Annotated in this window: 22 protein-coding genes; 11 read left to right on the top strand and 11 right to left on the bottom strand. The window is 73.0% G+C overall.

The genetic code is table 11. The features are described from left to right. Positions 1–361: 361 nt before the first annotated feature. The 4 genes from IH80_RS44560 to IH80_RS0107525 form a co-directional block, all read right to left on the bottom strand. Entirely contained in the window at positions 362–1,810 is a 1,449-nt protein-coding gene (locus tag IH80_RS44560) for a DUF6493 family protein (protein ID WP_051808909.1), read from the bottom strand. Between the two features lie 91 nt (positions 1,811–1,901). Then, entirely contained in the window at positions 1,902–3,602 is a 1,701-nt protein-coding gene (locus IH80_RS41425; protein ID WP_063757256.1) for a hypothetical protein, read from the bottom strand. Between the two features lie 639 nt (positions 3,603–4,241). Then, complete coding sequence (locus IH80_RS46800) at positions 4,242–5,402, bottom strand: ALF repeat-containing protein (protein ID WP_051808908.1); 1,161 nt, start codon at positions 5,400–5,402, stop codon at positions 4,242–4,244. Positions 5,403–5,680: 278 nt separating this feature from the next. Further along, the gene (locus IH80_RS0107525; protein WP_030958713.1) at positions 5,681–6,598 is read right to left on the bottom strand and encodes a LysR family transcriptional regulator; all 918 of its coding nucleotides are present in this window, start codon (positions 6,596–6,598) and stop codon (positions 5,681–5,683) included. Between the two features lie 72 nt (positions 6,599–6,670). On the opposite strand from IH80_RS0107525, the gene IH80_RS0107520 reads away from it, so the two are divergent. Then, on the top strand, positions 6,671–8,215 hold the full coding sequence (locus IH80_RS0107520; protein WP_234432150.1) for an aminotransferase class I/II-fold pyridoxal phosphate-dependent enzyme: 1,545 nt from the start codon (positions 6,671–6,673) through the stop codon (positions 8,213–8,215). Between the two features lie 129 nt (positions 8,216–8,344). Here the strand turns inward: IH80_RS0107520 and IH80_RS0107515 are convergent, their stop codons facing one another. Further along, positions 8,345–8,617 (bottom strand): SH3 domain-containing protein, encoded by a 273-nt coding sequence (locus tag IH80_RS0107515; protein WP_030958708.1) that lies wholly within the window; start codon positions 8,615–8,617, stop codon positions 8,345–8,347. A gap of 331 nt (positions 8,618–8,948) precedes the next feature. Here IH80_RS0107515 and IH80_RS0107510 point away from each other — a divergent pair, with 331 nt between their 5' ends. Next, complete coding sequence (locus IH80_RS0107510; protein ID WP_030958707.1) at positions 8,949–9,356, top strand: YciI family protein; 408 nt, start codon at positions 8,949–8,951, stop codon at positions 9,354–9,356. A 7-nt stretch (positions 9,357–9,363) separates the two neighbouring features. After that, positions 9,364–10,521, top strand: coding sequence for an RNA polymerase sigma factor (locus tag IH80_RS0107505; RefSeq protein ID WP_030958706.1), 1,158 nt, complete (start codon positions 9,364–9,366; stop codon positions 10,519–10,521). A gap of 24 nt (positions 10,522–10,545) precedes the next feature. Here IH80_RS0107505 and IH80_RS0107500 read toward each other — a convergent pair whose 3' ends face one another. Both IH80_RS0107500 and IH80_RS0107495 read right to left on the bottom strand, forming a co-directional pair. Then, entirely contained in the window at positions 10,546–11,103 is a 558-nt protein-coding gene (locus tag IH80_RS0107500; protein ID WP_030958705.1) for a pyridoxamine 5'-phosphate oxidase family protein, read from the bottom strand. Between the two features lie 229 nt (positions 11,104–11,332). Then, on the bottom strand, positions 11,333–12,697 hold the full coding sequence (locus tag IH80_RS0107495; protein WP_030958703.1) for an acyl-CoA synthetase: 1,365 nt from the start codon (positions 12,695–12,697) through the stop codon (positions 11,333–11,335). 237 nt (positions 12,698–12,934) lie between these two features. On the opposite strand from IH80_RS0107495, the gene IH80_RS0107490 reads away from it, so the two are divergent. Further along, positions 12,935–13,408, top strand: coding sequence for a DUF1772 domain-containing protein (locus IH80_RS0107490; protein ID WP_234432149.1), 474 nt, complete (start codon positions 12,935–12,937; stop codon positions 13,406–13,408). Between the two features lie 65 nt (positions 13,409–13,473). Further along, positions 13,474–15,360, top strand: a complete 1,887-nt coding sequence (locus IH80_RS0107485) for an MFS transporter (RefSeq protein WP_078906365.1) — start codon at positions 13,474–13,476, stop codon at positions 15,358–15,360. Positions 15,361–15,369: 9 nt separating this feature from the next. Here IH80_RS0107485 and IH80_RS0107480 read toward each other — a convergent pair whose 3' ends face one another. Together IH80_RS0107480 and IH80_RS0107475 are read right to left on the bottom strand one after the other, a co-directional pair. Further along, complete coding sequence (locus IH80_RS0107480; RefSeq protein ID WP_030958696.1) at positions 15,370–16,065, bottom strand: response regulator; 696 nt, start codon at positions 16,063–16,065, stop codon at positions 15,370–15,372. A 10-nt stretch (positions 16,066–16,075) separates the two neighbouring features. Next, positions 16,076–17,416: a sensor histidine kinase gene (locus tag IH80_RS0107475; RefSeq protein ID WP_051808904.1), complete on the bottom strand. Its 1,341-nt coding sequence runs from the start codon at positions 17,414–17,416 to the stop codon at positions 16,076–16,078. 285 nt (positions 17,417–17,701) lie between these two features. Here IH80_RS0107475 and IH80_RS44555 point away from each other — a divergent pair, with 285 nt between their 5' ends. Beyond that, positions 17,702–18,136 carry a hypothetical protein gene (locus IH80_RS44555; protein ID WP_030958693.1) on the top strand — a complete coding sequence of 145 codons (435 nt, stop codon included), beginning with the start codon at positions 17,702–17,704 and terminating at the stop codon, positions 18,134–18,136. 449 nt (positions 18,137–18,585) lie between these two features. Here IH80_RS44555 and IH80_RS45290 read toward each other — a convergent pair whose 3' ends face one another. Then, a complete protein-coding gene (locus tag IH80_RS45290; protein WP_199819228.1) occupies positions 18,586–18,741 on the bottom strand; it encodes a DUF6131 family protein in 156 nt (51 codons plus the stop codon). Positions 18,742–19,231: 490 nt separating this feature from the next. Here IH80_RS45290 and IH80_RS0107455 point away from each other — a divergent pair, with 490 nt between their 5' ends. Further along, complete coding sequence (locus IH80_RS0107455) at positions 19,232–19,411, top strand: CsbD family protein (RefSeq protein WP_030958692.1); 180 nt, start codon at positions 19,232–19,234, stop codon at positions 19,409–19,411. A gap of 297 nt (positions 19,412–19,708) precedes the next feature. Beyond that, positions 19,709–21,139, top strand: a complete 1,431-nt coding sequence (locus IH80_RS38965; RefSeq protein ID WP_030958691.1) for an amidohydrolase family protein — start codon at positions 19,709–19,711, stop codon at positions 21,137–21,139. 58 nt (positions 21,140–21,197) lie between these two features. Here the strand turns inward: IH80_RS38965 and IH80_RS0107445 are convergent, their stop codons facing one another. Next, a complete protein-coding gene (locus IH80_RS0107445) occupies positions 21,198–21,521 on the bottom strand; it encodes a hypothetical protein (protein WP_030958690.1) in 324 nt (107 codons plus the stop codon). Between the two features lie 642 nt (positions 21,522–22,163). Between IH80_RS0107445 and IH80_RS0107440 the strand changes: the two genes are divergently transcribed. The 3 genes from IH80_RS0107440 (at position 22,164) to IH80_RS47320 (ending at position 24,290) form a co-directional block, all read left to right on the top strand. After that, complete coding sequence (locus IH80_RS0107440; protein WP_037879168.1) at positions 22,164–23,378, top strand: acyl-CoA dehydrogenase family protein; 1,215 nt, start codon at positions 22,164–22,166, stop codon at positions 23,376–23,378. Between the two features lie 173 nt (positions 23,379–23,551). Continuing rightward, positions 23,552–24,010 carry an RrF2 family transcriptional regulator gene (locus IH80_RS0107435; protein ID WP_030958686.1) on the top strand — a complete coding sequence of 153 codons (459 nt, stop codon included), beginning with the start codon at positions 23,552–23,554 and terminating at the stop codon, positions 24,008–24,010. Between the two features lie 178 nt (positions 24,011–24,188). Beyond that, positions 24,189–24,290, top strand: a complete 102-nt coding sequence (locus IH80_RS47320; RefSeq protein WP_386396636.1) for a putative leader peptide — start codon at positions 24,189–24,191, stop codon at positions 24,288–24,290. Positions 24,291–24,792 lie beyond the last annotated feature (502 nt).

Here is a 24,792-nt window from a genome sequence, read left to right as displayed (position 1 = left end):
ACCGTGGTGGCCCATTGATGCCGACGGTGTTCTGGGAGGTGGCCGTGCGGCCGGTGTGGCCGTGCGGCCGGTGTGGCCGCGCATGCGGCTGGTCCTGGAGGCCGACATGACCCATCGGGCCAGGCAGCTCGGCCGCGGGGGTGCCCGGCTGCTGTTCGACGGCATGCATCCGAACCTGCGCTGGAAGGACGGGATGCTGCGCATCGGCCGGATGATCAGTCGGCACCAGCTGAAGGCGTCCGGCAGCGGCCTGCTGCCGGTGCCGTCCGTGTTCGTGCACAAACCCGCGCCGCCCGGCGACCCGGACGAGCCTGCGGCGCCGGCCCGACGGCGCCGGACCGGCGGGCCTCTGACGCCCGGCTCACCCGCCGGTGAGCGCGAGGGTCAGGCGGCGGGCTCCGGTCACGACGGCGGAGGAGCCTCGGCGGGCCGCGACCGCAGCCACCTCCTCGGGGACCGGGCCCGCGGCACGGGACCGCTCCGCGCAGTCCGCGGCGACGGCCAGTACCTCGCCCGCGCCCCGTACGGAGGGCAGCAGGGCCGGCAGTACCCCGGCGAGCACGCGCCAGAGGGTCGCGTGGGCACCCGCTGCCGCGGCGGCTCGGGCGGCGTCCGCGAGCCGGTTGGGCTTGACCGTACCCAGGGCCGTCATGGCGGCGAGCTCGCGGCCCAGGAGCGGGGCGTCGAGTTCTCCGCGGGCCGCCAGCACCAGCAGCGCCTCCACCGCCGGGCGCCTGCTCTCCACGTACCGGCCGCCCAGTCCCGCCGCCACGGCGGCGTGCAGGGCCGGCCCCGCGGGCCCGCCCAGCCGGGCCAGGTGCGGCAGCATCCAGGCGCCGCCGTGATCGCCGGCCGTCGCCGCCAGGGTCACCTGCGGCAGGAGCCAGGCGGCCTGGGCCTCCCGGTCCTCCGGCAGCACCGACGCCCGGACGGGGTGCCCTTCGTGCCAGTGGTAGCACTGGGTGAATCCTTCGTGCGGACGGCCCAGCCAGTGGAACGGCTCCGGGAACTCCCGCTGCAGGAGCTGACGTTCACCGGTGAGGAAAGCGACCTGCGCGGCGGCGGCTCCGGTGCGCCGCCAGGCCCGGTGCGCCGCCGGGTCGGGTTCGACGACCCGGCGCAGCGCCGGGGCGGGTTCGCCGTCGCGGCCCAGCCAGGCGGCGAGCCGGACGCCCTCGGCGGTGCCGAGGCGGGCCGCGGCGTCGGCGGCCGCTCCGGCCGCCGGGTCGTCGCGGCGCACGCGCAGCAGCGCCTGGCCGAAGTCGGCCGGGCCCGGCCGGACACCCGCGCGCCGGTACTCGGTGAGCCGTTCGACCAGTTCGGCCGCCTCCAGTGCGCCGGTGTCCCAGCTGGGCGTGGACAGCAGGAACGGGAGCGGGTCCTTCGACATGAGGGTGTAGGCGATCTCCCGCAGCCGGGCGGCGATCACCAGCTCCAGGCCTTCCTGAGCGCACTCCTCGTGTCCCCGGTGGCGGCGCACGTACTCGGGCTTGAGGCTGTATCCCGGGACCAGCCACAGCAGCGATGCCACGACGACGTTCACCCCGCCGAGCCGGTGTGCCTCGATCTCCTGCTCCTCGTAGCGGTGCCCCAGGGCGGAGGAGAGGGCCCTGGCGAGCGGGTGGCGGTCCCGGTGGGCCTGCCGTACCAGCCCGTCGAGGGAGCGCTCGAAGTCCGCCACGGTGTGGGCGCGGGAGTCGAGGTGGGCCGCCGTCAGCTCGACGGTGTCGGCGAGGCCTTCGGGCGCGGGGTCCAGCCGCCGCGCGGGAGGCACGGGCGGCAGGGTGTCCTGAGCGGCGGTCCAGATCATGCCGCAACGCTAGACGCACCCACTGACACGCCCGTGCACCCCCCTGGAGACCGGGAGGGGTGACGCGCACGGGCGCGTCACCCCCGGGGGGTCACTTCGTCTGGTAGACCCCGAAGACGTCGAGCACCAGGTCGGCGTCCTCATGGCCCTGGTTCCAGAAGTTGATGACGCCGTGGTCGCCGTCGCTCGCCTGCACCAGGTTCGGCACGCTCGTACCGGCCGTCCAGTTCAGGGTGGAGGAGACGGGACGCGCCGCGGCGGGTGCGGCGGGCTCGCCCGGCGCGGGCAGCGCGGAGGGGCTCGGGGCCACGGAGAGGAATCCGGTGCCGGCGGTCTCGGTGACGGTGGCGTTGAGCACGTAGGCCTCGACGCCCGCCGGGGTCGCGGCCTCGGGGGTGAACCCCTGCGTGATGTACTCGCGGGCCCGGAACCTGCCGCCGGGCCAGCCGTACTCCTCCACGCGGGTGTCGAGCGTCCGGAAGGGGGTGAAGGGCAGGAAGGCGGCTTTGCTCTCCTTGCTGTAGTAGCCGACGACGTCGACCACCACGTGGGTCGGCGACCAGGCCCCGTTGAAGATCTTGACGGTTCCGTCGGGAGCCACTGGCACGATCACGGCGTTGGCCACCGTCTGGCCGGGCACGAAGTTCAGGTTCGACGCGGTCGGAACCGCCCCGGTGCCGGAGAAGGCGGTCAGGTGACCCGGCCCCTGCGGTTCGGTCACCGTGACGTTCAGAGCCACGGCCGTGATGTTCTGCGGTACCCCCTGCCGGCCGCTGATCGGGGTCGTGAAGGCGCTGCGGGCGGCGAGCATGCCCGGGGGCGTGCCGACGCCCTCGCGGGTGTCCACGAACCGGGCGGGCGTCATCGAGGTGTACCCGCTGTCCGAGGCGCGGGTGAAGTAACCGGTGACGTCGGCGATCAGGTCCACCGCGCTCCAGCCGCCGTTGAAGAGCTCCACGTGGCCGTCCTCGCCCACCGGAACGATCACCAGGTTCGGTACGGAGCGTCCCGCCGTGTAGTTCAGGTTGGAGGTGACGGGGCGGTCGTATCCGGCGCCCGGCCAGGCGGTGATGTGACCGCTGTCGACGGTCTCCGTGACGGTGACGTTGAGGGCGACCGCGGTGACGCCGGCCGGGATGGCGGCGTTCCCGGCCACCTTCACGCGGGCGGAGCCCTGGCCGGGGACCTTGGCCAGGGGTGCGCCGGTGCCGTTGCGGGTGTCGAGGAGCCGGGTCGGGGCGTGCGGGGTGAAGTCGGCGCCCGGGGTGAGGAAGGCGCCGCCGTTGGTGGCCTGGACGGCGTTGGCGACGTCGGTCACCTTCACCTGCACCTGGTACTCGCCGGACTTGTCGTACGTGTGCGAGTGGTGGAGTTCGGCGGTGCCCTGGGCGGTGAGCGTGTCGGTCTTCCCGTCGCCCCAGTCGATGACGACGTCGAGCGCGAAGTCGGCGCTCGTGATCAGGGTGGTGAGCTCGATGCCGTGCGCGGTGTAGCTGGTGCCGCTGACGTCCACGGCGAGGCCGGGGTTGGCTGCCGCGTCGAGTGCGGCCTGCTCGGTCGCCGCGGCTTGGGCGGTCTGCGGTGCGGCTGTCTTGGCGTTCGCCTTGGTTTTCCCCTCGGTGGCGGCGGGCAGAGTGGTACGGACCGTGCGGTCCGCGGGGCTGTGGAAGCCCTGGGACGTGGATGCTTTGGTGATCGCCTCGGCCACGCCGGCCGCGACGGGTACGGGATCAGCCGCCTGCGCGGTGCCCGGGATGATGCCGAGACCGGCCGCCACGAAGGCAGCGGTCATTACGAGTCGGTGGTTGCGCACCGGCCCCCCAGTTGTGGTGATGAGCGAAGAGGGGCCACCGTATGGAAGGTTCCGGCCAAGGGTCACGGGCTTCCGGCGCGGTTCACTCCATAGGGGCCAACACCCGCCGCCTGTACGGTTTGTGATCGACAGGGAGCCTTGGCACCGGGGCCGGCATCTGTGTCGCGCCGCGGGGGGCGGTCAGTCCGTACCTGCGCGGGAGGCCGGGTCCTCGGGCAGGCGACTCACCCTGGTCCGCGTGACCGACGACGTCGACCGGGCACAGGGGGTCACCACCGGTGGTACGGCATCCTGCTCGACCGTCGGTTGCCGGCCTGGGCACGGATCACGACGACCGGTTCGTCCTGCACCTGACAAGGGCGACCAGCCCGTCGGCTACGCCCCACGACGGCCGTCGCAAGGGCGAAGGCAGCGGCCCGCCGGCCCGTGACGGCGCGACGCTCAACGGCAAGGGGCCACGTGACATGGCCGGGGTGGGCGGCGGCCCGGCGGCCGGCTGAGAGGAAGGCACCGAACGGCAGGGAGGGGCGCGCCCCGGCCCGCTACGTGAGAAGGCGAAGGGCCGCCACCCGTGGGGGTGACGGCCCTTGCTGCGTGAACGCGCGGCGGGCGGGCCGGTCAGCCCGTGGCTCCGGCGCGACGCATCCGGGCGGCGAGCAGCAGCCCTGCGCCGGCGACGAGTGCAGTGCCCGCGCCGCCCGCGATCATGGTCGTGTTGTCGCCCGCGCCGGTGGTGGCGAGGGACGCGCCGTTGCCGCCCTGGGCGGTGACGGCGGCGTTGCCGGAGCCCGAGCCGCCGCCGGCCGACGTACCACTGCCGGCGCCGTTGCCGCCGGTACCGGAGCCGTTGCCCTGCCCCTGGCCGTCCTTGTCCGCGTCGGGCTTCCCCTTGTCCTTGGCCGCCTGGTCCTTGGCGCGGGCCTCGTGCTGACCCGTCTTCAGGAACTCGGCCCGGTCGGCGGCGGTGCCCGCCAGCGCGGCGCGGCCCGCCTTGACCAGTTCGGGACCGCCACCGTCGATGATCTTGGCGATCGAGACGCGGTTGTCCTGGTCGCGCAGCTCGTGCTGGGTCACCTCAAGGAAGTGGCGCAGCTCGGCCGGGGTCGGCGATCCGCCCAGGAGCTTGCTGATCGCGTCGCTGAGGATCGGGCCCTGCCAGCCCTCGTCGATGCGGGCGAGCTCGACGCGGTCGTCCGATGCCTGGGCCAGGTACCGGCCCGTCTTCAGGAAGGCGATGCGGTCGGCCGGGGTGCCCTGGAGCGCCTTCTTGCCGGCCTCCTTGACCTCGGTCCCGCCCGTGCTGATGATCCTGGAGATCTCGACCTTGTTGTCCTGGTCGCGCAGCTCGTGCTGGGTCACCTCGTAGAAGTGCTGCAGCTGCTCCAGGGTCTCCCCGCCCCGGAAGAGCTTTTCGATCCCTTCCTTCAGGCCCGGCCCGGCATCGTGGGAGAGTCGGAGGATCGCCACCCGGTAGTCGTCGATGCGGATCCTGTGCTGGTCGACCTCGATGAACTTCCTCATGGCCTGTGGGCCGTCGGCCATGGCCTTGCGGCCGGCTTCCTTCATGTACTCGCTGGCCATCGGGTGAGCGATGATCGCGAGGATGGTCTTGCGGTCCTCTTCGGCCTGGTCGGGAACGGACTGGTCCGGCGTGGTCGGAGCCGGCTGGTTGCCGGCGGCCGGAGCGTCCGAACCGGCGGCGAACGCCGGTGACGCGATGAGGACGGCCGGAGCAAGAGCGGCCGTGGTGACCGCTGCGGCAATCCGGGACAACTTCACAGACAAAACCCCCTGGAAACGTTTCTTCGCACAGAAGACGTCCGACCTGCGCAGATGGTTGCCCTGATCCATCACTTTTCATCGCCGTGCCGGTCAGTTGCGGGGGCTGTCAGGATGCCGGGACGCGGCTCAGTCCTCCGAGGAACGAACGTGGCGAGCGCTGCCCTGCGTCGCGGCGGCGAAGGAGACCGGGGCCCGGCGGTCCGGCGGCCGGGCGGTCCGGCGGCCGGGCGGCGTCCCGCGGCCGGGCGGGCCAGCCGCCGGGCGGCGTCCCGCGATCAGGCCTCGGACCAGCGCTCCGTGATCAGCGCGGCCTGCTCCTGCAGTGCCGGGATCAGCTCCTGGGCGGCGGCGGCCGACGTGGAACGCAGGAGGGCGACGCTGATCTGCCGTGCCAGGCCGGGGCTGGTCAGGGGGCGCACGGCCAGGTCGGGCCGGGGGTGTCCGAGAGCGAGCCGCGGGACGAGGGCCACGCCCGTGCCCGCCGCGACGAGGGCCTGGACCACCGCGTAGTCGTCGGTGCGCATCGCGTGCAGGGGCTCGTACCCCTCCTGGGCGCACGCCCATGCGAGCACGCGATCGCACGGATCGTGCGGATCGGCGGCGCCCACCCATGCGGCGTCCCGCAGCGCACCGAGGGGCACCCGGTCCAGCGCTGCGCACGGGTGGTCCTCCGGCATGGCGAGCAGGAGCGGGTCCGTCAGCAGCGGATGGACCTCGAAGTCCTCGTCGAGGTCGAGGCGGTCGCCTGGCTGCGAGAAGACGAGGGCGGCGTCGAGCTCGCGGGCCCTCAACCCCCTCAGCAGAAGCGGGAGTTCACCTTCGGTGAGCGAGATGTGCACCCCCTGCCGGTGGAGCCGCTTGACCGCGGGCGCCAGCAGCAGGGCGCCCGCGGTGGGGAACGTGCCGATGTGGAGGGTGCGCGCGCCCCGCTCGGCGAGGTCACGCACCTCCAGCTCGGCCCGGCGCAGCCGTTCGAGCACGGCCTCGGCGTGGGGCAGCAGGGCTTCGCCGAGTTCGGTCAGCGTGGCGCCGCGCGGTCCGCGCTGGACGAGCCGGGCGTCGAAGTGGGCCTCCAGAGCGGCGAGGTGATGCGTGATCGTGGGCTGGCTGTAGTGCAGCGCACGGCCGGCGGCGGCGAGCGAACCCTCCTGCGCGATGGACCGCAGTACCTGAAGATGCCTGACCTCGAGCATATAGACATCCTATGGAGGGATAAAGAAAACTCCACCCTTCTTCGATGGCCCGAGGGCTGTCACCCTCCCAGGGTGAACACGAGAACGACCGATCGACACACCGATCAGCACACCGATGAGCACGCCGTTCCCTGCGCCCCTCCCTCCCAGCTCCGCGCCCCGTATGCCGAGGCGCTGCTGGACCATGCCGGACGTGACTGGCTGAGGCTGAACGTGCCCGGCCACGCCGCGACTCCCGGCTCGGACCTCGCCGGCTACTTCGGCCCGAGGGTCACCGCGCTGGACTTCCCGCCGCTGCTCGACGGCATCGACCTCGGCCAGGACACCCCGCTGGACCGGGCCCTGGAGCTGGCGGCCGAAGCCTGGGGCGCGCGCCGCACGTGGTTCCTGACCAACGGCGCCTCACAGGGCAACCAGATCGCCTCGATGGTCGCCCCCGCACTGGGACGCACCCTCGTCGTGCAGCGCAGCGTGCACTCCAGCGTCATCGACGGGCTGGTGCTGTCCGGCATGGACGCCGTCTTCGTCCAGCCGTCCGTCGACCCCGACCAGGGCATCGCCCACGGCGTGACCGCCGCGGACGTGGCGGCGGCGCTCGCGCGGACACCGGACACGGCCGCCGTGTACATCGTCTCGCCGAGCTACTTCGGGGCGGTGGCCGACGTGCGCGCCATCGCGGACACCGCCCATGCCGCGGGGGTCCCGCTGATCGTCGACGAGGCGTGGGGCTCGCACTTCGGCTTCCACCCCGGCCTCCCCGCGCGTGCCCTCTTCCTGGGCGCGGACCTGGTGACCTCCAGTACGCACAAGCTGGCGGGCAGCCTGACGCAGTCGGCGATGCTCCACCTGGCGGAGGGGCCCTTCGCGGACCGGCTCGAACCGCTGGTGGACCGCGCCTTCCGGCTCGTCCAGTCCACCAGCGCCAGTGCCCTGCTGACCGCGTCGCTGGATCTCGCCCGCAGGAGGCTCGCCACAGACGCCGACGCCACGGGCGGCTGCGTCGAGGCCGCGGAGAGGGTACGGGGCGCGGTCCGCGCGCTGGGCCGGTTCACGGTGGTGAGCGACGGGTTCCACGCCTTCCCCGACATCGTCGGTGCCGATCCGCTGCGGATCGCGATCGACACCCGTGCCGGCGGGATCACGGGCCACGAGGCCCGGCGCCGGCTCTTCCTCGACCATCAGGTCATGGTCGAGGTGGCGACCGGGGCGGCGGTCGTCGCCGTGATCGGCGCGGGGTCCGTCCCGGACACCGACCGCTTCGTCGAAGCACTGCACACCCTGCCCTCCCCCCTCGGCGGCCCGGCCGCCGCCGGTCACAGGGACGCGCGAGCAACCGCGGACGCGGAGGGGCTGCGGCTGCCGGACCCGGGCGCCACGAAGCTCACCGCCCGGGAGGCGTTCCTGAGCCCTGCCCGGGTCGTGGCCGCGGAGGACGCCGTCGGGCGGATCTCCGCGGACACGCTGGCCGCGTACCCGCCGGGCATTCCCAACGTCCTGCCGGGCGAAGTCATCACCGCCGAGGTCGTCCGGTTCCTCCAGCGGACCGCGGCCGCACCGAACGGCCATGTACGCGGTGCGGTCGACCGCGGCGTGAGGGGGCTGCGCGTCGTCGCCTGAGGAATCGGCGCGCCGGTGCCCGCCGTTCCCCCGTACACCCCCCGGGACGCGCTCAGCTCCTGCCCCGGGGGCAGACACCGGCTGCCCCCGGGACGGCCCGGGCGGACGCGGGCGGTTCGAGGACCGGCTTCAGCCCTGGGGGGAGGCCGGCTGGACGTCCTTGGACAGGGGTACCTCACCCGTGTTGTCGACGTGGCGGGCGGCCACCCATCCGGCCCTGTCGCGCAGCAGGTACCAGATGCTGTTGCCGTCGATGGTCTGGGCGTGCACCTTGCTGTGCAGGCCGATCTCGGTGCCGTGGCTGAGGTTGCCCACGACGGAGGAGTCCGTGCTCGGGTATTGGCGCAGGTTGACGCCGGCGGTACTGACGACGGTGCCGAACGGCTGGGGGGGACGGGACATCGTGACCTCCAAGGGAACGCCGGAGGGGCGGGACGGAGTCCGGCATTGGACGGGTTGACGGCACCGTAGGTCCCGAGACCTGCCGAGGCGTCGGAGGCGTGCGGGGGCGCAGCACGACTGGCCCACGGGCATCATTCCGATGGTGGTGTCGGTCGGCCGGGGCGGTGCGTCGGCCGGGGCGGTGCGTTCGGCCGGGGCGCGGGGCGCCGGGTCGGTAGAACGGCGGTCGCCGGAAACCGGTCGGGGCCGGGATGTCGAGAAGCGGCCTGCCGCTCCGTCCCCGGTGTGAAGGCGGCCAGAATGGGTCGCACCAGCACCGAGGAGATGCACCATGGCCAAGTACCTGCTGCTGAAGCATTACCGCGGCGCCCCGGCCCCGGTCAACGACGTACCCATGGACCGGTGGACCCCGGAGGAGATCTCGGACCACATGCGGTACATGACCGACTTCGCGGCGCGGCTCGAGGCGACCGGCGAGTTCGTCGACGGTCAGGCGCTGGCGCCCGAGGGGGCGTGGGTCCGGTACGACGGTGAGGGGCGGCCGCCGGTCACCGACGGGCCGTTCGCCGAGACCAAGGACCTGATCGCCGGATGGATGGTGATCGACGTGGACGGCTACGAGCGCGCCCTCGAGCTGGCCGGGGAGCTGTCGGCCGCTCCCGGGGCGGGCGGGAAGCCGATCCACGAGTGGCTGGAGGTGCGCCCGTTCCTGGCCGCGCCGCCCACCATCACGGAGTGATCCCGTGATGGACGAGGTCCTCCTGCGGAGCCTCACGCCCGGCGTGCTCGCCGTTCTCGTCCGCCGCGGAGCCGATTTCGCGGCGGCCGAGGACGCCGTGCAGGACGCGCTGGTGGAGGCGGTCCGTGTCTGGCCGTCCGACCCGCCGCGGGACGCGAAGGGCTGGCTGGTCACCGTGGCCTGGCGCCGTTTCCTCGACGCGACACGTGCGGACGCCTCCCGCCGCCGTCGGGAGGACCTCGTCGATCAGGAGCCGCCGCCCGGTCCCGCACCGGGGGTGGACGACACGCTCCGGCTCTACTTCCTGTGCGCGCACCCGTCGCTGACGCCGTCGTCCGCAGTGGCGCTCACCTTGCGGGCGGTCGGCGGGCTCACCACCCGCCAGATCGCCCGGGCCTATCTGGTGCCCGAGGCGACGATGGCGCAGCGGATCAGCCGGGCCAAGCGCACCGTCTCCGGCGTGCGCTTCGACCGGCCCGGTGATGTCGCCACCGTGCTGCGCGTCCTCTACCTGGTCTTCAACGAGGGTTACTCCGGCGACGTCGACCTGGCCGCCGAGGCGATCCGGCTCACCCGGCAGCTCGCGGCGGGGGTCGATCATCCGGAGGTGGCGGGTCTGCTCGCGCTCATGCTGCTCCACCATGCCCGGCGGGCCGCCCGGACCGCCGCCGACGGCGGTCTGGTGCCGCTCGCCGAGCAGGACCGCGGCCGGTGGGACACGGGGATGATCTCCGAGGGCGTCGCGGTGCTGCAGGCGGCCCTCGCCCGCGACCGGCTGGGCGAGTTCCAGGCCCAGGCGGCCATCGCGGCGCTCCACGCGGACGCGTCCACCGCCGAGGAGACCGACTGGCCGCAGATCGTCGAGTGGTACGACGAGCTGGCGCGCCTGACGGACAGCCCGGTCGTACGGCTCAACCGTGCCGTGGCCGTCGGCGAGGCCGCCGGGCCGCGGGCGGGCCTGGCGGTGCTCGCGGCACTCGATGCTGCACTCCCCCGCCACACCGCGGTGGCCGCGTACCTGCACGAGCGCGACGGTGACCCGGTGACGGCGGCCCGGTTGTACGCGGAGGCGGCCCGGAAGGCTCCGAACCTCGCCGAACGCGACCATCTGACGCGCCAGGCCGCCCGGATCAACGCCCGGCTGAACGCGCGCCGGTCGGGCTGAGGGCGTGGCCGCGGGCGCGGGCCCTCAGAAGGTCCACCGTGTGTGGCTGTAGACGCCGTCGTCGCGGCCGAAGCCGTACGCCGTGGCCGGGGTCACCGCGAACGCCACCGCGGTCCCCTGCCGGAGCGCGTCGTCGATCCCGTGGAAGGTACCCTCCGGCGAGGTGACGTGCGGGCCGTACTTCGCCGCGTACGCCGTGATCACCTCCTCCAGCCGGGCCGGATCGGAGACCCGTTCCGCCCTTCCCTCGATCACGAGGTCGAGGCCTTCGGTGAGCGAGTTCCCTCCGGTGGTCAGTGCACAGTGGCCGTCGTGGGCCAGGTTCTTCGCCTTCTGCTCGTCCGGTCCCGTGGAGAAGTACACGGCCCCGTCGTGCCAGGCGGCGATCACGGGGGTGACGTGGAGGCGTCCGTCGGGCCGGACCGTCGACAGCCAGAAGATCTCGGCGGCCCCCAGGAGCCGCCGGGCCTCGGCCCAGTCGGTGGCGGTGGCCTCGGAGGCACCGGGGCGGGGGTTGAGCGCGGAGCTGTAGCGGGCGTCGAGTTCGGCCGTGGGCCGCTGCGCGGATCCCTGGGACGGCATCGTGGATCTTCTTCCTCTCCGCCGTTTCGGCTGCCGAGGTGGACGAGGACGCGTTCGTGCATCCTCGCCCGTGCGCCTGCCCTCCGGCGCCGTACGCGGCCGTCGACCGGGCCGGGGTCACCCGGCCGGTCGCGTGCCGGCGTCAGCGGCGGGCGCGGCGAAGGCCTTCAACCAGGTGCCGGTCCGTCGCTCCTGTGAACCCGCCCAGTTCACGTTTTCGCGCGGCCGGTCAGGTGGCGTCGGGGGCGGCACCGTCCAGGAGGAGGCGCTTCTGGGGCTTGCCCATCGCGTTGCGGGGCACCGCCTCGACGAAGCGGACCTCACGCGGCCGCTTGTGGACCGACAGGTGGGCCGCGACGAAGTCGGTGAGCTCGGCTCCGGTGACTCCCTCGGCAACGACGAACGCGACGATCCGCTGGCCGAGATCCGCGTCCGGTACCCCGACGACGGCGGCTTCCCGCACCCGGGGATGGTCCAGCAGCGCGTTCTCGATCTCGCCCGCGCCGATCCGGTACCCGCCCGACTTGATCAGGTCGGTGGACGCGCGGCCCACGATCCGGTGGACACCGTCCTTCTCGCCGACGGCCGCGATGTCACCCGTCCGGAACCAGCCGTCCTCGGTGTACGCGGCGGCGGTCGCCTCGGGCCGGCCCAGGTAGCCGGAGAAGAGCGTGGGGCCGGTGAGCTGGAGTTCGCCGATCTCCGCGCCGTCCTCGGCCGCGATACGGGTGGCGATACCGGGGAGCGGGGTGCCGACCGTGCCCGGGTGGAGGTCGCCGCCGGCCCGGCCGCTCACCGTGATCAGCGTCTCCGTCATCCCGTAGCGCTCGACGATGCGGTGTCCGCTCGCCCGCTCGATGTCCCGGAAGACGGGCGCGGGCAGCGCGGCGCTGCCCGACACCAGGAGCCGGGCCCCCGACAGGGCGGCCGCGGCCTGCGGCTCGCGGGCGATGCGTGACCACACGGTCGGCACGCCGAAGTACAGGCTGCCGCCTGCGGCCGCGTACGCCTCGGGCGTGGGCCGGCCGGTGTGGACGAGGCGGCTGCCGGTACGCAGGGCGCCGAGGACACCGAGGACGAGTCCGTGGACGTGGAACAGCGGAAGTCCGTGGACCAGGGTGTCCTCGGCGCTCCACTGCCAGGCCTCGGCGAGCGCGTCCAGGTCGGCGGTGATCGCGGCGCTGCTGAGGACCGCGCCCTTCGGGGCGCCCGTGGTGCCGGAGGTGTAGAGGATCAGGGCGGGGTCGTCGGGTGTGCGTGCGGCGGCCGGGTCGGGCGTCCGGTCCGAGCGACGGGTGAAGTCGACCTCGATGGGGCGGGCCCCCGAGTCGCGCAGGATGTGCCCGCGCTCGGCCGGACCGGCGTCCGGCGGCACGGGGACGCAGGGCACGCCGGCGAGCAGGGAGCCGACCACGGCGGCCACGGTCTCCAGGGTGGGTGTCGCGGTCACCGCGAAGGCCGGCACCCCCGACTCGGCGAGATCGACGGCCACCTGGCGGGCGGCCCCCAGGAGTTCCTCGTAGGAGGCGGTGCGGCCGGCGACGGTGACGGCGTCCGCGCGGTCCCCATGGACACCGGTGAGGGCGGTCAGCATGGCGGGCGACTCCGTTCGGGGGTGATGGTGAGGATGCGACGTGCTGGTGGGTGACGTGCTGGTTCGGTCAGACTACGCGGGCGCAGACCGGTTCCCGGCATCCTATGATCGGCGGGACTTGACCGTCCGGAACCAGTTCTCGACCCGCTCGACCCACTCGGCTGGCTCGGCCGCTCTACCTGCTCGACCCGCTCGACCTGATTCTCGATCCCGGGGGTTCACGTGGAAACGGCACGGTTGGCGACACTGATCGCCGCGACGATCACCATCGGCTGGATGAGCGGCCTCTTCTACGGGTTCTCCGTATCCGTGATGCCGGGACTCCGGGTCGCCGCCGACCGCACCGCAATCGAGACGATGCAGCGGATCAACGTGGCGATCCTCAACGGCTGGTTCCTGCTGGGGTACGTCGGCGCGCTCGTCTTCAGCGCGGCCGCGGTCGTCCTCCACGCCGTCGGCGGCGGCGGGCGGGACGCCCTGGGGCCGCTGATCGGCGCGCTCGTCGTGTACCTCGCGGCGATGGCCGTGACGGCCCGGATCAACATCCCGCTGAACAACGCCCTGGAACAGGCCGGGCCCGTCGAGCGGATCGACGACCCGGCGGCGGTCCGCCACGCCTTCGAAGCGCCGTGGGTACGGGCGAACGTGTGGCGGGCCGTACTGTGCACGGTCTCCCTCGGCCTCCTCGCCTGGGCGCTGGCCCTGCACTGACCCACCGAGACGACGCAGTCGCCGACGGGTGCCGGGCGGAGCCGGCGGCCCTCCCCGTTCGGCGGATGGTGCGGTCGTGGAGGAGCAGAGCGCGGGCCGCCAGGGTGGTGGTGCACAGCAGCGTGCGGATGATGCGGGTGGCCACCCAACTCGTGGCGGGGCGCGGGTGGCGTGGGCGAGCCGGACTGTGCGGGCGGGCAGGCGGGCGGCACGAACGGCGACGGTCCCGCAGACATGGAGTACGTCTGTCCCCAACGGTGGTGCGCTCCGGGCACGACGCCCGCTCCAGACAGCAACCGCCCCCCGTCGCAGGCGGGTTCGGAAGACGCTCGAGCGAGTCTTCAGCCGCCGCTCCGCAGGCACTGCCGAGTCGGCGGGAGTCCCGCGCCGTGGCACTCCGCGTGCGGAACTGCGGACGGTCGTGGGTCGCCCCACAATGGGGTGAGGGCGTGCGTGCGGCCGTCGTCGGCCGTGCAGCCGCGATCGCGTCGGCCGAAAGGAACGCCCCCATGCGCGCTGAGTCTTCGCCGGGCGCGCGGAGGAAGGGGGCCTTCGTCGCGGTCGCCCTGGCCCTGTTCTGCATCCAGCTCGACTTCTTCGCGCTCAACCTCGCCCTTCCCGGCATCGCGGCGGAGCTCGGCATCACGGTTTCGGCCGCGCAGTGGACCCTGTCCGCGTACATGCTCGCCATCGGCTGCTTCTTCGTCGTGGGCGGCCGGGTGGGGGACGTCTTCGGTCGCCGGGGCACGCTGCTGGCCGGGACGGCCCTGTTCGCCGCCGGTTCCGTGGGCTGCGCGCTGGCTCCCGGGCTCGGACCGCTGGTGGCGGCACGGGTCGCACAGGGCGTGGGCGCGGCGTTCGTCTTCCCCGTGTCCGTGTCCGTGATCACGAACACCTTTCCCGAGCAGACCCGCGCCCGGGCCCTGGGCGCGGTGTTCGGCGTCGCCAACATCGGGACCGCACTCGGTCCCTTCGTGGGCGGAGGGCTCACCCAGGGGCCCGGCTGGCGGTGGATCTTCTGGCTGATGGCACCGCTGAGCCTGCTCTCGCTGCTCATCGCGCTCGTGTACGTACCGGACTCGCGCGACACGTCGGCGCCGCGCCAGCTCGACCTCCTCGGCTGCGCCCTGATCGTGTGCTCGCTGGCGGCCCTGACGCTGGCCGTGGAGCGCGGGGACGCCTGGGGCTGGGAGAGCGCCCGTACCCTTGCCTGCTTCGCCGTCGCCGTGGTGGCGGGCGGGCTGTTCCTCGTACGGGAGCGGCGCGCCGGGCACCCGCTGGTCGATCTGCGGCTCTTCCGCAACGTCCCCTACGTCCTGGTCACCGCGATGGGCTCGCTCACGAACATGGGCTACGGCGTCACCGTCTTCCTCGCCACGCTCTACCTCCAGGGCGTGCGCGGGCTCTCGCCGCTCCTGGCAGGCACGGTGTTCCTGGCCCCGGCCCTGCTGGTGGCGGTCAGCGGGCCGCTCGGTGTGCGGCTGGGCCGGCACATGCGGCCGACCGCGGTGATGGCGCTGGCCGGGGCCCTCGCGGGCACCGGGATGTTCGTGCTGGCCGGGGTGGACGCGTGGTGGCTGTACGTGCCGGTGTTCGCGTTGTGCGGCCTGGGGCTGGGCCTGGGCTGGACCTACTCCAGCGTGGCCACGCAGCAGGTCGTCGCGCCGGCCAGGGCGGGCGAGGCTTCGGGCGTACTGCTGACGTTCCTGGTCACGCTGGGGGCGATCGCCCTGGCGGGGACGGCGGCGGCGATCTCTGCCATGACCCCGCAGCGGCCGCCCGAGGAGGCCTACGACGCGGTCCTGCGCCTGGGCGGGGTGGTCATCGCCGCGGCCGCGGTGGCGGTCATGGCCGCACGCCACCGGCTGGTGGCGCTGGACGGGGTCCCACCGCTGTCGAAGCGGACGGGTGAGGACGCGGAACGCGGCCGCGATCAGGGCCGCAGGCCGTGACCACCGGGTCTACGGGGTGTCCGGCAGGGCGGTCGGGCCGCCGCCCGGCGTCACGAGGGCGGTCTCGTACGCGAAGACGACGACCTGGGCGCGGCTGGAGAGGCCGAGCTTGGCCATGGCGCGGTTGAGGTGGGTCTTCACGGTGGCTTCGCTGATGAAGAGCTGCCGGGCGACGTCCGTGTTGGTGGCTCCGGTGGCCACGAGGCGCAGGACGTCGCGTTCGCGGCCGGTCACGGTGTCCCATTCCGGGGCGATCGTCCTCGGTGACGCCGGCCCCGGGTGGTAGGCCTCGATCAGCCGCCTGGTCACGGTGGGAGCGAAGAGCATGTCGCCCGAGGCCACGGTGTGGATGGCGGCGACCAGCCGCTCGGGCGGCGTTTCCTTGAGGAGGAATCCGCAGGCGCCCGCGCGCAGCGCGTTGTAGACGTATTCGTCCAGGTCGAAGGTGGTCAGGGCGAGGATCCTCGGCGCACTGTCCCCCGGCGCGGCCGCGCCGAGTATGCGCTCCATCGCGGTGATGCCGTCGGTGCCCGGCATCCGGAGGTCCATGAGGATGACGTCGGGTGCGGTGGCCTCCGCGAGACGGACGGCTTCGTCCCCGTCGCGGGCTTCGCCGACCACGGTCAGTCCGGGCGCGGCATTGAGCAGGGAGACCAGGCCGGCACGGATCAGCACCTGATCGTCGACCACCAGTACCGTCGGCATCGGGGCATCCTCATCGGGAACGGACGTCCCCGGGACCCGGGGCCGGGCGGCCACCTGGCCGGTCACCGGTGGTCGGTGCCGGAAGGACGAGGCGCACCTCGAACCCACCGGTGGTGCGGGGGCCGGCGGTGACCGACCCGCCGTAGATCTTCGCTCGTTCCCTCATCCCGATCAAGCCGTGCCCGGCTGTGACCACGGTCTTTGGCTGGAACGCGCCACCTCCGTCGTCGGTGACGGTCACGACGACGGCGCGGCTTTCGTAGCGGATGGCGACGGCGGCGCTGGTGGGCCCGGCGTGCTTCAGCACATTGGTCAGGGCTTCTTGGATCACCCGGTAGACGCACAGGGCCATGCCCTGCGGGAGTGGCGCGGGGGCACCGGATACCTCCATGGTGACCTGGGCGCCCGCGTTCCGTACCCGGTCGAGGAGCCGGTCGAGCAGGTCAAGTCCGGGGGCCGGGGCATAGGCACCGCCGTCCTCCAGGGCGTCGGAGTCGTCCGGATCCAGCCGTCCGTCCGCCCGTCCGCTCGCCCGTCCGTTTGCCCGTCGGTCCGGCGGGCCGTCCTGGCCGACGCGCAGCAGCACGAGCATGCGGCGCATCTCCTCCAGCGCCTCCCGGCTGGTGGCGGCGATGGTGTCGAGGGCCTGCCGGCTGGCCGCCGGGTCGGTGGCGAACACGTACGAGGCCATGCCGGCCTGGAGCGAGATCACGGACATGTGGTGCGCGACGACGTCGTGGAGTTCGCGCGCGATGCGCACCCGTTCCTCGGTGAGGGCCTGGCGGGCGATCTCCTGCTGCTGGCTGCGCAGTTGGAAGGTCAGCTCGGCGAACTGGCGGTTGCGTTCGGCGAGTCGGCCCGATCCGCGGCCGACGACGAACACCACTGCCGGGAACAGGACGGCCTGGGCGAGGACGGTGGGCATGGAGCCGTTATCCGCGTTGCCCAGCCCTGCGTACACCCAGGTCCCGGTGACGACGGCCGTGCACGCCACGGAGGTGCGCAGGGGGCGGGTCGCGGCCACCGTGTAGAGGCCCAGGAGCGGTGGCATCGAATTGACCACGGGCCAGTACCCGCAGGTGATGAACACGATCCACAGTGCGCTGCTGGTGGCGAAGACCGCGACGGGCGCGATCCGGCGGGCCAGCAGGACCACGCCCACCAGGACGGTAAGGACCGCGCCCAACTGGTCCAGCGGCTGCCATCCGGGCGGTGGTTGTTCCTGGCCCAGCAGAAGTCCCGCGCCGGCATAGCCCAGGGCGAGCGCCGAGTCGATGGCCAGCGGCCGGTACCGGAACCGATGCCGGTCGCCTCCCGCGAGGTCGTCGCGCGACCCGGATCCAGCGTGCATCGCCGCAGCCTACGGGCCGTTACCCGGCGGGGCCATGGGCCCGTGGTACGACGGGCCCCTACCGCGTCCGTGTGCCCCGGCTGCCGCGGGAGTTGCAGATCCGGGGGCAGCCACCCGCGCCGGGTGGAGGGCGGGATCATCCCGGTGCGTGCCGCGTGGAGGCCCGCGGCCCGCCTAGTTTCTGTCCTGCCGCGCTGCGGGAGCACACAGCGGCGGCGGCACGTACCGAACCGTGATCCTTCGTTCTTCCGAACCTCTGACCCCCTGCGAAAGGGAGACACAGTCATGACCATCGCCGTGAAGCGCGTGCTCTTCGGGGCCTCCGCCGTTGCCTCCGCCCTCGTCCTCGGGCTGGCCGGCACGGCCGGCGCCGCCACCATCGGCTTCCACCAGACCTCCACCAGCGGCAAGGCCGAGGTCGGCGGTACCTACGAGTACCACGTGACGGGAACGGTCCCCGGGTCCCAGGAGAAGCTCTACGCCGGGTCGTTCCAGGGTGCCTACGCCAAGGACAGGGTGGCGGGCGACGGTTACGAGGCGGTGCTCGCCCTGTCGTACAAGGACTGGGTGGGCGGTGCCTGGGTTACGGTGAAGAACAAGGTGGCGGTGGTCAACGGCTCGAAGAGCTGGACCTTCAAGAACAAGAAGGACGTGAAGGCGTACGCCTGCGACCGCAAGGTGGGCACCACCGGGCTGCTGAACTGCCGGGCGGCGTTCTAGCGGACCCGTCCCCGGGTGGACGCGGCTCCGGCCGCACCCACCCGGGGGCTTGTGCGATCGTCGCCACGGCGACAATTCGGGCCCCGCGGTGCGTTGTCGGGCCCGGCGCGGGCAGGTGCGGTACATGGAGACAGCGAATCTGACGCGGTTACAGCAGTTCGGCACCTTCCGGGAAGGGAGGGCCCTGTGATGAACGCTGGTATGGCTGCGAGCGTCGTGGACGCGCCGGTCTGGGTCCACCTGGCCGTGATGGCGGCGGCGATCCTGATCCTGGTCTACAACCTCGCCCGGGATGGCTGGTAGCCGCAGCAGGCGCTGTGCGGCCTCGAGGCCGTCACCGACGCCACGGTTGACGGCGATGGCCGCATCGGGCGCATGGCGACGAGCAACGCACCGAGGCCTGCCCGGTCATGATCGACCGGACAGGCCCGATTCGGTCACGTCCTGGACTACCAGTAGTGGCGCCGGCCGCCGACCGCGTGGCCGACCGATCCCATGATCCACAGCGCCGCGCCCACCACGAGCAGGATGACCCCTAGGGTCCACAGGAGGGAAACCCCGGTCAGAAGTCCGATGAGCAGCAGGATCAGCCCGACGGCAATCATGAGTACCTCATTCTCGTGTGGGAGTGTCGGCGGAACGGTTGGCTCCGCCGTGGCGCTTCAGACGGCGTGTGCCCGCGAAAACCGCGCTTATCTGTGCCGGTACGCGATCCGTCGCATCGGATTGGAACGCCTCCGGCAGGGCAGACGCAGGAGCGCGCCGACGGCGCAGCACCGCTTTGGAGCACACGGACAGCGAGGTGAGAGCCGTATGGACCGGAAGGCGTCCGAAGCCGAACCCGAGGGCTCCGGGCCCACGCCCAGGAAGCCCGACCCGACCCCACGGGATCCCGCGCACGCGCAGCGCGCACCCCGGCCGGATGAACCGCGCCCCCGCCCGGTACCCGGCCCACCGTCTTCCGGCAAACGGCCGGCGGTCACCGAGCCGCCCGACTAGGGAGACGAGCCGGACGGTCCCCTGTGCGTTGCGGGTCGCCCGCGGCGGACGCATGGTGGGCAGTGCATTCCTCCCACAGGCAAGGAGCACTTCGTCATGAGCAAGGCAAAGGGCAAGGCCAAGCAGGTCAAGGGCAAGCTCAAGGAGACCGCCGGCGACACGATGGACGACAAGCGCATGCAGGCGGAAGGCAGCGCCGAGCAGATGGCCGGCAAGGCGGAGGAGATGGCCTCGGAGGCTGCGGGCCGGACCAAGAAGGGCATGCGCAGGTCCTGACCGCTGCAGCGGCGCACCGGTGTACCGGTGCGCCGCGCGTCCGGCCGAGGAGGGCCGGGACCGTCACACCGACGGTGCCGGCCCTTTCGGCTGCCGCGGGGGCGGTCCCCCGACAACATGGCCGGTACGTGACTGGCGCGCTGCCGGAACGGAAAATGTTTTCCGCTGACGCCTATCGGACGGCCGTTCGCTGGGAATGCTGCGTGTGATCTCCCGCCCTTCCCCGACGCCCCGGACGCCCCGGCCGGCGTCGCCCGGGCGGGCCTTCCGTTCTGCGCCCTCGGGAGGTAACACGTCATGCAGTCCACCCCCACCCCGCACGCGTCCCCCAGCCGCCGCGATCTCCTCACCGGTCTGGGTCTGGTCGCGGCCGCACCGCTGCTCCTCGGCGTCACCGACCGCCCCACATCCCCGAGCCTCCCCTCCCCCCGGCCCGCCCCGTACGGGGGAACGATTCTGCTGCGTGGGGCCGCCCTCGTGCTCACCATGGACCCCGCAGTCGGCAGCGGGCCTCTCGGGGCCGTCGAGAACGCCGACGTCCTGATGCGGAACGGCGCCGTCGCCGCCGTCGGCACGGCTTTGCAACGACCGCCCGGAGCCCGGGTGGTGGAGGCCTCGGGCAAGCTGGTCATGCCGGGGTTCGTCGACACCCACACGCACCTCTGGCAGGCGGTGATCCGCGGCGGCTGTACGGACCGCGACCTGTTCGGGTGGTTCGCGGGGTGTACCGACCCCCAGCGCGCACGGCTCACCCCCGGAGCCCTCCACAGTTTCGTACGGCTCGCCGCCCTCGACGCCGTCCAGTCGGGCGTCACCACGCTGGTGGACTGGGTGGACATCTTCGCCTACGAGCTCATCGAGAGCTACGTACGGGCCCTGGCCGGCACGGGGGTGCGCTTCACCTACGCGATGTTCCCGCCAGGGCCGGACACGGCGCTGGTCACGAAGGTGAAGAAGGAGCTCGTCGATCCGGTACCCCTGGGGTCCTTCCAGGTGGCCACGCACGCGGCGCGGGCCGTCCAGGACCTCAACCGCGCGCACTGGGAGGCGGCCCAGGACCTGGGCGTCATGCTCAACTCCCATGTACTGGAACGCCCCGAGCAGCGCGCGGACGACCCCATCGGGGTCCTCGGCGACATCGGGGCGCTGGGGCCCCGGCTCCTGATCAACCACGCCGTCCACCTGACCGACGCCGAGATCGCCGCCGTCGCCGAACACGACGTACGGGCGGCCCACTGCCCCCTGAGCAACATGCGGCTGGCCTCCGGCATCATGCGGCTGTCCGAGTTCCGGCGCCGGGGCGTGAAGGTCGGGCTCGGTCTCGACGGCGGGACCAACGACAGCTCGGACTTCCACGCGCTGATGAAGACGGCCATCGGCCTGCAACGCGCCCGGGCGACGGACGCCGGCGTCTTCCCACAGGTGGGGGACGTCTTACGGATGGCCACGCTGGGCGGTGCGGAGGCACTGGGGATCGCCGACCGGGTGGGCTCCCTGACACCGGGCAAGCGGGCCGACCTGGTCGTCATCGACCCTGCCGCGCTGAACTTCGCACCACGCTTCGACTGGGTCGGCCAGATCGTCTTCAACGGGCGGCCCGAGAACGTCGACGCGGTGTTCGTGGACGGCCGGGCGCTGAAGCTGGGCGGCCGGCTGGTCGACATCGACACGGCCCGGGTCGTCCGTGAGGCCGAGGCGGCCGCGACCCGCCTCCGCGCGGCCGGCTGACGCGGCCGGAGGCGGCACCGCCCGACCGGGCCCAGGAGGCCGCGACCGTCCGACCGGTTCAGGAGGTCGCGGCGGGGCGGTTCCTGCGGGCGGTGAGCTGGCCCTGGACGTAGGCGTCGGTCTCCGTCGTGTACGGGCCTCCGTGGCCGAAGAGCAGATCGGTGATGCGTCGCCATTCGGCCACCTCGGCACGGGTGCCGGTGTCCGCCGCGGCCAGGTCGCCCGCGGATCGCTCCACGGCTTCCTCCGCGGCCTCCAGCGCCTCCGCGGTCTGGTGGTGCGTCATGCCCGTGGCCCGTCGGCGTACCCTGTCGCGGGCCGCGCGCTCCTCGGAGGTCGGCTCGTGCGGTTCGTTCGTCGCGGTCTCGGTGTCCTGCGTCATGGGTGGTTCGCCTTCCGTCACCGGGCCCGTTCCGGCCCCTCGCTCACCGTTCCGCCTACCCGCACGGGCCCGCTTCATCTGCCGTCCGGGCCGGCCACCATGGCGGAGACGTGGCAGGGGGACCTGATCGGCCACGCGGGCGGGCGCCACCAGCGTCGGCTTCCGGGTACGTCCAGCTCCGCCTGGACGGCACGACCGCCTGCGGGCGCTGGGCCGGCGGCGAGTGCACCTCGCTCGTGACCGAACTCCCCGACGGCCGCCCCCATATGGAGGAGGGCTGGGCCTGGGAATCCCAGGAGGGCACTGGCACCGGCACGGTCGAACAGCCGCTGGACCGATCCCAGGACGGACCGCCGACCAGCGCGTCTCTTCTCCCGAGACAGCCCTGTCCACGATGCGAGCGCTCCCTTGTCGAGAAGGCCGGCGTGGGCGAGTATCCCTATCAATCCGATAGGGATAGTGGGATTGAGTCGCCGTGCGGCGTCCGCCCGGTTTCCCCCGTTCCACGCATCGCCCGGCAACCGGCCGCGGCCACCCGACACGCCCCGGAGCAGCCCGCATGATCACCGCCGTCCCGCCCGGCCTCGTCGTCCGCCCAGCCCCCACGCCGCGCCACGCCGACCCGGCCTGTCGGTGAAGTCCGTGGCGACCAAACCGAGCACGGCCGCCGACCGGCCCGTCGGCCGGTCCGCCGACGGGCACCGCGCGCTCCTGCGAACCGCCCGCGACGTGGCGGACGACCTCGCCGCGGACGCCCTCGTCCGCGAGCAGGCGGGCCGGCCGCCGACCGACGAGCGGTCCCGGCTGCGCGAGGCCGGGCTGCTCGCGGCCCTCACCCCGCCCTCGCCCGGCCGCGGCACGGACTGGCGTACCGGATGCGCCGTCATACGTGAGGTCGCCGCGGCGGACAGCTCCGTCGGGGACGTGCTCGCCCGTCACTACGTCCACACCTGGAGCGGCCGCTTCTACGCGAGTCACCAGCAGGCGGCCACCCTTGAGGAGGCGTCGGTACGCGAACAGTGGCTGTGGACCGGGGCGGTCCGCGCGCCCGCACCCGCAGAGAACGGCGACGACGGGGCGGACCTCACCCTGAGGCCCCGCAACACCGGTTACGTGCTGGACGGGCGCCGGGCCGTCGACACGGCGGTGGCCGTCGCCGACCAGATCGTGCTGGACGCCGTCTGCGCCGTGACCGGTGACGTCCTGGTCGTACGGGTCTCGCCCCGCGCGCGGGGCGTGACCGTCGAGGCCACGCCCGACCGCCTCGGGCAGCGCGTCGCCGGCGCCGGCGAGGTCGTCCTGGACCGCGTCACCGTCACCCCCGGTCAGGTGCTGGGCCGCCGTCCGTACGACGAGGAGTCCACCGCACCCTTCACCGCGCTGGCCGAGCCGGCCCTCCGGCTGGCCCTGTGCCACGTCGTCCTCGGCATCGTCGAGGGCGCGCTCACCGAAGCGCGCGACCTCAGCAGGGGCGGCCGCGCGCACCGGCTGCCCGGTGAGGACCCGGACCTCCTGCTGACGTACGGGGAGCTCGCCTCCGCAGCCCACACCGCCATCGCCGTGGTCGACCGGGCCACCGAGGCGATGGCACAGGCACTCGACGTCGGCACGCACCTGGACGCCGAGGAGCCCGCGGGCGTCGCCGCGCTGGTGGCCACGGCCGAGACGGTGGCCTCGCGGGCCGCCCTGCACGTCACTACGCGGGTGCTGGAGCTCGCCGACGCGCCCGGTCTGGACCGCTTCTGGCGCAACGCGCGCGTCCTGACGGCCCACCGACCCGTCGCACACCGCCTGCGCTCCATCGGCGAGCACTACCTCAACGGCTCGCACCGAGCGGTGGCGGCGGCCTTCCACTGACGTGCGGGTCCGGCCTCCGAGGGACGGCCCCGCCGCTCCACGCAACGACCGCCACGACCGCCGGGCACCGCGTCCGCCCGGCGGTCCGCCCGCCCGGTTCGCCGGCCCGTTCGCCCGGCGGCCCGCCGCCCACCCGCACGACGTGGGCCGAAGCCGTGCGGGATAATGTGCGCATGCGGATCTCAGCCAGGGCGGACTACGCGGTACGTGCCGCACTGCAGCTCGCAGCGTCACAGGACGACGGGCCCATGAAGGCCGAAGCCATCGCCGACGCCCAGGACATCCCGCACAAGTTCCTCGAGGGCATCCTCAACGACATGCGCCGGGGTGGTCTCGTCCTCAGCCAGCGGGGCGGCAACGGCGGCTACCGGCTGGCCAAGCCCGCCGCGTCGATCAGCATCGCGGATGTCATCCGCGTCGTGGACGGACCGCTGGTCTCGGTACGCGGGGTCCGCCCCCCGGACCTCTCCTACACCGGCCCCGCCGAGTCGCTGCTCCCTCTGTGGATCGCCCTGCGGTCCAACGTGCGCGAGATCCTCGACGGTGTGACCATCGCCGATGTGGCGGCATCCGACCTGCCGACCGACGTGTCCGCGCTCGCCGACGTTCCGGATGCCTGGACCAACCCCTGAGCAAGGCCGTCCGTCAGACCTTCCACTGACCTTCCGACAGGCCTCCTCACCTGCAGTTTCTCGCCATCCGAGACCGGAGCGTCCACTATATGAGCCACCCCTTGGGGTGGGTGGCGCTGTTCTGCCAAGATGCCTATCAGCCAGGTAGGAAAACTAGGGATTCAGGGGTGAGGTCGCCATGCGCATGCCGCATCACGCAGGCCTCCTGCTGCCCCGTCTCACCAGCCGTCGGCACATCGACCTGGCCCGAACCTCCAGCGCCATCTGTCAGCCTGCCTGACACGGTGCGTTGCGCCGTCCGCTCCTCGTGCAGCCGGATGGACGCACTCGGCTGACCTCGCCGCCCGCAGCACCTTCAGCGCGGCGTGCGATGTACGGCGGCTCGACCTCCGCCTCCGGCATCCGGCATCCGGCATCCGGCATCCGGCATCCGGCATCCGCGACACCTTCTCCGTTCCCCGCCCACGACGACGGTCCCGCCGATCGGCGACGGGCACGCGCGTGCCGAGGACCTCGCACCGCGCACCTCAGCCACTTCGCACCATCGCAACTCCGCAGCACCCACAGCTCCGCAGCGCCCCCAAGGCCCTTCCCGTGAAAGGACACCTCCGTGTCTGCCGCCAGACCGCTCATCACCCTGCGCACGATCGCCGTCACCGCAACGCTCCCCCTCCTCCTGACGGCCTGCGGCTACGGCTCCGAGGCGAAGAAGGAAGACGCCGGGACGAACGTCGCGGCCACGGAGGGCAGGAAGCTGTCGGCTTCCGAGGTCCGGATCGGCT

It is taken from the genome of Streptomyces sp. NRRL S-378 (assembly GCF_000720645.1).
Taxonomy (GTDB): Bacteria; Actinomycetota; Actinomycetes; order Streptomycetales; family Streptomycetaceae; genus Streptomyces.
The sequence above is the reverse complement of the archived record's forward strand: the minus strand, read 5'-3'. Positions and strand labels throughout refer to the sequence as shown.

Coding starts and splice junctions, on each gene's coding strand:
- IH80_RS0107495 (WP_030958703.1), bottom strand. CDS start 12,697: ATGCTGACCGCCCTCACCGGTGTCCATGGGGACCGCGCGGACGCCGTC.
- IH80_RS0107480 (WP_030958696.1), bottom strand. CDS start 16,065: ATGCCGACGGTACTGGTGGTCGACGATCAGGTGCTGATCCGTGCCGGC.
- IH80_RS38965 (WP_030958691.1), top strand. CDS start 19,709: ATGCAGTCCACCCCCACCCCGCACGCGTCCCCCAGCCGCCGCGATCTC.
- IH80_RS44555 (WP_030958693.1), top strand. CDS start 17,702: ATGACCATCGCCGTGAAGCGCGTGCTCTTCGGGGCCTCCGCCGTTGCC.
- IH80_RS0107525 (WP_030958713.1), bottom strand. CDS start 6,598: ATGCTCGAGGTCAGGCATCTTCAGGTACTGCGGTCCATCGCGCAGGAG.
- IH80_RS47320 (WP_386396636.1), top strand. CDS start 24,189: ATGCGCATGCCGCATCACGCAGGCCTCCTGCTGCCCCGTCTCACCAGC.
- IH80_RS0107455 (WP_030958692.1), top strand. CDS start 19,232: ATGAGCAAGGCAAAGGGCAAGGCCAAGCAGGTCAAGGGCAAGCTCAAG.
- IH80_RS0107500 (WP_030958705.1), bottom strand. CDS start 11,103: ATGCCGTCCCAGGGATCCGCGCAGCGGCCCACGGCCGAACTCGACGCC.
- IH80_RS41425 (WP_063757256.1), bottom strand. CDS start 3,602: ATGACCGCTGCCTTCGTGGCGGCCGGTCTCGGCATCATCCCGGGCACC.
- IH80_RS0107510 (WP_030958707.1), top strand. CDS start 8,949: ATGGCCAAGTACCTGCTGCTGAAGCATTACCGCGGCGCCCCGGCCCCG.
- IH80_RS0107435 (WP_030958686.1), top strand. CDS start 23,552: ATGCGGATCTCAGCCAGGGCGGACTACGCGGTACGTGCCGCACTGCAG.
- IH80_RS0107515 (WP_030958708.1), bottom strand. CDS start 8,617: ATGTCCCGTCCCCCCCAGCCGTTCGGCACCGTCGTCAGTACCGCCGGC.
- IH80_RS0107475 (WP_051808904.1), bottom strand. CDS start 17,416: ATGCACGCTGGATCCGGGTCGCGCGACGACCTCGCGGGAGGCGACCGG.
- IH80_RS0107505 (WP_030958706.1), top strand. CDS start 9,364: ATGGACGAGGTCCTCCTGCGGAGCCTCACGCCCGGCGTGCTCGCCGTT.
- IH80_RS45290 (WP_199819228.1), bottom strand. CDS start 18,741: ATGATTGCCGTCGGGCTGATCCTGCTGCTCATCGGACTTCTGACCGGG.
- IH80_RS0107485 (WP_078906365.1), top strand. CDS start 13,474: ATGGTGCGGTCGTGGAGGAGCAGAGCGCGGGCCGCCAGGGTGGTGGTG.
- IH80_RS0107445 (WP_030958690.1), bottom strand. CDS start 21,521: ATGACGCAGGACACCGAGACCGCGACGAACGAACCGCACGAGCCGACC.
- IH80_RS44560 (WP_051808909.1), bottom strand. CDS start 1,810: ATGATCTGGACCGCCGCTCAGGACACCCTGCCGCCCGTGCCTCCCGCG.